This window comes from Palleronia marisminoris (assembly GCF_900172315.1).
GTDB classification, from domain to species: domain Bacteria; phylum Pseudomonadota; class Alphaproteobacteria; order Rhodobacterales; family Rhodobacteraceae; genus Palleronia; species Palleronia marisminoris.
This window is the reverse complement of sequence record NZ_FWFV01000024.1, coordinates 1-5,513: the sequence shown is the minus strand read 5'-3', so window position 1 is coordinate 5,513 and position 5,513 is coordinate 1. Positions and strand designations below refer to the sequence as shown.

The following is a 5,513-nucleotide window of genomic DNA, read 5'->3' as shown; positions in this document are numbered from 1 at the left end:
TGGCGCTCTCCGTCTTTCTCCATTGCGTCGTGGCCTTGCTATTGACTCTACTGTAGACATTTTTACTTTTTATGTCCCTCATCGTCACGTTTATGGTGAACAGTGGATTAAGTTCATGAAGGATGGTGTTAATGCCACTCCTCTCCCGACTGTTAACACTACTGGTTATATTGACCATGCCGCTTTTCTTGGCACGATTAACCCTGATACCAATAAAATCCCTAAGCATTTGTTTCAGGGTTATTTGAATATCTATAACAACTATTTTAAAGCGCCGTGGATGCCTGACCGTACCGAGGCTAACCCTAATGAGCTTAATCAAGATGATGCTCGTTATGGTTTCCGTTGCTGCCATCTCAAAAACATTTGGACTGCTCCGCTTCCTCCTGAGACTGAGCTTTCTCGCCAAATGACGACTTCTACCACATCTATTGACATTATGGGTCTGCAAGCTGCTTATGCTAATTTGCATACTGACCAAGAACGTGATTACTTCATGCAGCGTTACCATGATGTTATTTCTTCATTTGGAGGTAAAACCTCTTATGACGCTGACAACCGTCCTTTACTTGTCATGCGCTCTAATCTCTGGGCATCTGGCTATGATGTTGATGGAACTGACCAAACGTCGTTAGGCCAGTTTTCTGGTCGTGTTCAACAGACCTATAAACATTCTGTGCCGCGTTTCTTTGTTCCTGAGCATGGCACTATGTTTACTCTTGCGCTTGTTCGTTTTCCGCCTACTGCGACTAAAGAGATTCAGTACCTTAACGCTAAAGGTGCTTTGACTTATACCGATATTGCTGGCGACCCTGTTTTGTATGGCAACTTGCCGCCGCGTGAAATTTCTATGAAGGATGTTTTCCGTTCTGGTGATTCGTCTAAGAAGTTTAAGATTGCTGAGGGTCAGTGGTATCGTTATGCGCCTTCGTATGTTTCTCCTGCTTATCACCTTCTTGAAGGCTTCCCATTCATTCAGGAACCGCCTTCTGGTGATTTGCAAGAACGCGTACTTATTCGCCACCATGATTATGACCAGTGTTTCCAGTCCGTTCAGTTGTTGCAGTGGAATAGTCAGGTTAAATTTAATGTGACCGTTTATCGCAATCTGCCGACCACTCGCGATTCAATCATGACTTCGTGATAAAAGATTGAGTGTGAGGTTATAACGCCGAAGCGGTAAAAATTTTAATTTTTGCCGCTGAGGGGTTGACCAAGCGAAGCGCGGTAGGTTTTCTGCTTAGGAGTTTAATCATGTTTCAGACTTTTATTTCTCGCCATAATTCAAACTTTTTTTCTGATAAGCTGGTTCTCACTTCTGTTACTCCAGCTTCTTCGGCACCTGTTTTACAGACACCTAAAGCTACATCGTCAACGTTATATTTTGATAGTTTGACGGTTAATGCTGGTAATGGTGGTTTTCTTCATTGCATTCAGATGGATACATCTGTCAACGCCGCTAATCAGGTTGTTTCTGTTGGTGCTGATATTGCTTTTGATGCCGACCCTAAATTTTTTGCCTGTTTGGTTCGCTTTGAGTCTTCTTCGGTTCCGACTACCCTCCCGACTGCCTATGATGTTTATCCTTTGGATGGTCGCCATGATGGTGGTTATTATACCGTCAAGGACTGTGTGACTATTGACGTCCTTCCCCGTACGCCGGGCAATAATGTTTATGTTGGTTTCATGGTTTGGTCTAACTTTACCGCTACTAAATGCCGCGGATTGGTTTCGCTGAATCAGGTTATTAAAGAGATTATTTGTCTCCAGCCACTTAAGTGAGGTGATTTATGTTTGGTGCTATTGCTGGCGGTATTGCTTCTGCTCTTGCTGGTGGCGCCATGTCTAAATTGTTTGGAGGCGGTCAAAAAGCCGCCTCCGGTGGCATTCAAGGTGATGTGCTTGCTACCGATAACAATACTGTAGGCATGGGTGATGCTGGTATTAAATCTGCCATTCAAGGCTCTAATGTTCCTAACCCTGATGAGGCCGTCCCTAGTTTTGTTTCTGGTGCTATGGCTAAAGCTGGTAAAGGACTTCTTGAAGGTACGTTGCAGGCTGGCACTTCTGCCGTTTCTGATAAGTTGCTTGATTTGGTTGGACTTGGTGGCAAGTCTGCCGCTGATAAAGGAAAGGATACTCGTGATTATCTTGCTGCTGCATTTCCTGAGCTTAATGCTTGGGAGCGTGCTGGTGCTGATGCTTCCTCTGCTGGTATGGTTGACGCCGGATTTGAGAATCAAAAAGAGCTTACTAAAATGCAACTGGACAATCAGAAAGAGATTGCCGAGATGCAAAATGAGACTCAAAAAGAGATTGCTGGCATTCAGTCGGCGACTTCACGCCAGAATACGAAAGACCAGGTATATGCACAAAATGAGATGCTTGCTTATCAACAGAAGGAGTCTACTGCTCGCGTTGCGTCTATTATGGAAAACACCAATCTTTCCAAGCAACAGCAGGTTTCCGAGATTATGCGCCAAATGCTTACTCAAGCTCAAACGGCTGGTCAGTATTTTACCAATGACCAAATCAAAGAAATGACTCGCAAGGTTAGTGCTGAGGTTGACTTAGTTCATCAGCAAACGCAGAATCAGCGGTATGGCTCTTCTCATATTGGCGCTACTGCAAAGGATATTTCTAATGTCGTCACTGATGCTGCTTCTGGTGTGGTTGATATTTTTCATGGTATTGATAAAGCTGTTGCCGATACTTGGAACAATTTCTGGAAAGACGGTAAAGCTGATGGTATTGGCTCTAATTTGTCTAGGAAATAACCGTCAGGATTGACACCCTCCCAATTGTATGTTTTCATGCCTCCAAATCTTGGAGGCTTTTTTATGGTTCGTTCTTATTACCCTTCTGAATGTCACGCTGATTATTTTGACTTTGAGCGTATCGAGGCTCTTAAACCTGCTATTGAGGCTTGTGGCATTTCTACTCTTTCTCAATCCCCAATGCTTGGCTTCCATAAGCAGATGGATAACCGCATCAAGCTCTTGGAAGAGATTCTGTCTTTTCGTATGCAGGGCGTTGAGTTCGATAATGGTGATATGTATGTTGACGGCCATAAGGCTGCTTCTGACGTTCGTGATGAGTTTGTATCTGTTACTGAGAAGTTAATGGATGAATTGGCACAATGCTACAATGTGCTCCCCCAACTTGATATTAATAACACTATAGACCACCGCCCCGAAGGGGACGAAAAATGGTTTTTAGAGAACGAGAAGACGGTTACGCAGTTTTGCCGCAAGCTGGCTGCTGAACGCCCTCTTAAGGATATTCGCGATGAGTATAATTACCCCAAAAAGAAAGGTATTAAGGATGAGTGTTCAAGATTGCTGGAGGCCTCCACTATGAAATCGCGTAGAGGCTTTGCTATTCAGCGTTTGATGAATGCAATGCGACAGGCTCATGCTGATGGTTGGTTTATCGTTTTTGACACTCTCACGTTGGCTGACGACCGATTAGAGGCGTTTTATGATAATCCCAATGCTTTGCGTGACTATTTTCGTGATATTGGTCGTATGGTTCTTGCTGCCGAGGGTCGCAAGGCTAATGATTCACACGCCGACTGCTATCAGTATTTTTGTGTGCCTGAGTATGGTACAGCTAATGGCCGTCTTCATTTCCATGCGGTGCACTTTATGCGGACACTTCCTACAGGTAGCGTTGACCCTAATTTTGGTCGTCGGGTACGCAATCGCCGCCAGTTAAATAGCTTGCAAAATACGTGGCCTTATGGTTACAGTATGCCCATCGCAGTTCGCTACACGCAGGACGCTTTTTCACGTTCTGGTTGGTTGTGGCCTGTTGATGCTAAAGGTGAGCCGCTTAAAGCTACCAGTTATATGGCTGTTGGTTTCTATGTGGCTAAATACGTTAACAAAAAGTCAGATATGGACCTTGCTGCTAAAGGTCTAGGAGCTAAAGAATGGAACAACTCACTAAAAACCAAGCTGTCGCTACTTCCCAAGAAGCTGTTCAGAATCAGAATGAGCCGCAACTTCGGGATGAAAATGCTCACAATGACAAATCTGTCCACGGAGTGCTTAATCCAACTTACCAAGCTGGGTTACGACGCGACGCCGTTCAACCAGATATTGAAGCAGAACGCAAAAAGAGAGATGAGATTGAGGCTGGGAAAAGTTACTGTAGCCGACGTTTTGGCGGCGCAACCTGTGACGACAAATCTGCTCAAATTTATGCGCGCTTCGATAAAAATGATTGGCGTATCCAACCTGCAGAGTTTTATCGCTTCCATGACGCAGAAGTTAACACTTTCGGATATTTCTGATGAGTCGAAAAATTATCTTGATAAAGCAGGAATTACTACTGCTTGTTTACGAATTAAATCGAAGTGGACTGCTGGCGGAAAATGAGAAAATTCGACCTATCCTTGCGCAGCTCGAGAAGCTCTTACTTTGCGACCTTTCGCCATCAACTAACGATTCTGTCAAAAACTGACGCGTTGGATGAGGAGAAGTGGCTTAATATGCTTGGCACGTTCGTCAAGGACTGGTTTAGATATGAGTCACATTTTGTTCATGGTAGAGATTCTCTTGTTGACATTTTAAAAGAGCGTGGATTACTATCTGAGTCCGATGCTGTTCAACCACTAATAGGTAAGAAATCATGAGTCAAGTTACTGAACAATCCGTACGTTTCCAGACCGCTTTGGCCTCTATTAAGCTCATTCAGGCTTCTGCCGTTTTGGATTTAACCGAAGATGATTTCGATTTTCTGACGAGTAACAAAGTTTGGATTGCTACTGACCGCTCTCGTGCTCGTCGCTGCGTTGAGGCTTGCGTTTATGGTACGCTGGACTTTGTAGGATACCCTCGCTTTCCTGCTCCTGTTGAGTTTATTGCTGCCGTCATTGCTTATTATGTTCATCCCGTCAACATTCAAACGGCCTGTCTCATCATGGAAGGCGCTGAATTTACGGAAAACATTATTAATGGCGTCGAGCGTCCGGTTAAAGCCGCTGAATTGTTCGCGTTTACCTTGCGTGTACGCGCAGGAAACACTGACGTTCTTACTGACGCAGAAGAAAACGTGCGTCAAAAATTACGTGCAGAAGGAGTGATGTAATGTCTAAAGGTAAAAAACGTTCTGGCGCTCGCCCTGGTCGTCCGCAGCCGTTGCGAGGTACTAAAGGCAAGCGTAAAGGCGCTCGTCTTTGGTATGTAGGTGGTCAACAATTTTAATTGCAGGGGCTTCGGCCCCTTACTTGAGGATAAATTATGTCTAATATTCAAACTGGCGCCGAGCGTATGCCGCATGACCTTTCCCATCTTGGCTTCCTTGCTGGTCAGATTGGTCGTCTTATTACCATTTCAACTACTCCGGTTATCGCTGGCGACTCCTTCGAGATGGACGCCGTTGGCGCTCTCCGTCTTTCTCCATTGCGTCGTGGCCTTGCTATTGACTCTACTGTAGACATTTTTACTTTTTATGTCCCTCATCGTCACGTTTATGGTGAACAGTGGATTAAGTTCATGAAGGATGGT

Annotated in this window: 9 protein-coding genes; all 9 read left to right on the top strand. The window is 44.7% G+C overall.

What is annotated here, in order from left to right; genetic code table 11:
* Positions 1 to 1,144, top strand: a 1,144-nt coding sequence (locus PAM7066_RS19755; protein WP_029696981.1) for a major capsid protein, incomplete at its 5' end; no start/stop codon positions are given.
* 110 nt (positions 1,145 to 1,254) lie between these two features.
* Positions 1,255 to 1,782: a hypothetical protein gene (locus PAM7066_RS19750; protein WP_000487867.1), complete on the top strand. Its 528-nt coding sequence runs from the start codon at positions 1,255 to 1,257 to the stop codon at positions 1,780 to 1,782.
* An 8-nt stretch (positions 1,783 to 1,790) separates the two neighbouring features.
* Positions 1,791 to 2,777: a Minor spike protein gene (locus tag PAM7066_RS19745; protein WP_000466547.1), complete on the top strand. Its 987-nt coding sequence runs from the start codon at positions 1,791 to 1,793 to the stop codon at positions 2,775 to 2,777.
* Positions 2,778 to 2,801: 24 nt separating this feature from the next.
* Entirely contained in the window at positions 2,802 to 4,382 is a 1,581-nt protein-coding gene (locus tag PAM7066_RS19740) for a replication endonuclease (RefSeq protein WP_000289252.1), read from the top strand.
* Positions 4,315 to 4,467 (top strand): hypothetical protein, encoded by a 153-nt coding sequence (locus PAM7066_RS19735; protein WP_435988044.1) that lies wholly within the window; start codon positions 4,315 to 4,317, stop codon positions 4,465 to 4,467. Before PAM7066_RS19740 ends, PAM7066_RS19735 begins: the two co-directional genes overlap by 68 nt.
* Entirely contained in the window at positions 4,400 to 4,639 is a 240-nt protein-coding gene (locus tag PAM7066_RS19730; RefSeq protein WP_016670801.1) for a phage DNA packaging protein C, read from the top strand. The genes PAM7066_RS19735 and PAM7066_RS19730 overlap by 68 nt, the downstream gene beginning before the upstream one ends.
* On the top strand, positions 4,636 to 5,094 hold the full coding sequence (locus tag PAM7066_RS19725; RefSeq protein WP_000084700.1) for a scaffolding protein D: 459 nt from the start codon (positions 4,636 to 4,638) through the stop codon (positions 5,092 to 5,094). Before PAM7066_RS19730 ends, PAM7066_RS19725 begins: the two co-directional genes overlap by 4 nt.
* Positions 5,094 to 5,210, top strand: a complete 117-nt coding sequence (locus tag PAM7066_RS19720; RefSeq protein ID WP_000033471.1) for a phage DNA packaging protein J — start codon at positions 5,094 to 5,096, stop codon at positions 5,208 to 5,210. The genes PAM7066_RS19725 and PAM7066_RS19720 overlap by 1 nt, the downstream gene beginning before the upstream one ends.
* Before the next feature lie 36 nt (positions 5,211 to 5,246).
* On the top strand, positions 5,247 to 5,513 hold a 267-nt coding region (locus tag PAM7066_RS19715), incomplete at its 3' end, for a major capsid protein (RefSeq protein ID WP_002353745.1).